Origin of the sequence: Streptomyces sp. DH12 (genome assembly GCF_020873895.1) — a bacterium.
Classification (GTDB): domain Bacteria; phylum Actinomycetota; class Actinomycetes; order Streptomycetales; family Streptomycetaceae; genus Streptomyces.
Genome location: NZ_JAHWGT010001663.1, coordinates 1 through 389, shown reverse-complemented (window position 1 = coordinate 389; position 389 = coordinate 1). Strand labels below are relative to the sequence as shown.

The following is a 389-nucleotide window of genomic DNA, read 5'->3' as shown; positions in this document are numbered from 1 at the left end:
CCCCAGCCCCGCCTCAGCGCAGGCTGGAGTTGTCCATCTTCCGGGTGGTGATGATCTGGTCGATCAGGCCGTAGTCCAGCGCGTCCTCGGCCGTGAGGATCTTGTCGCGCTCGATGTCCTCGCGGATCTTCTCGATCGGACGGGTGGAGTGCTTGGCCAGCATGTCCTCCAGCTGCGTCCGCATGCGGAGGATCTCGTTGGCGGCGATCTCCAGGTCCGAGACCTGGCCGCGGCCGGTCTCGCTGTAGGGCTGGTGGATCAGCACCCGGGCGTTCGGCAGCGCCATGCGCTTGCCGGGCGTGCCGGCGGCGAGCAGGACGGCGGCGGCGGAGGCCGCCTGGCCCATGCACACCGTCTGGATGTCCGGCTTCACGTACTGCATCGTGTCG

1 protein-coding gene is annotated in these 389 nt (G+C 68.6%); it reads right to left on the bottom strand.

The window, feature by feature from the left end:
* Positions 1-13: 13 nt before the first annotated feature.
* On the bottom strand, positions 14-389 hold a 376-nt coding region (locus tag LPA54_RS41620; protein WP_228985548.1), incomplete at its 5' end, for an ATP-dependent Clp protease proteolytic subunit.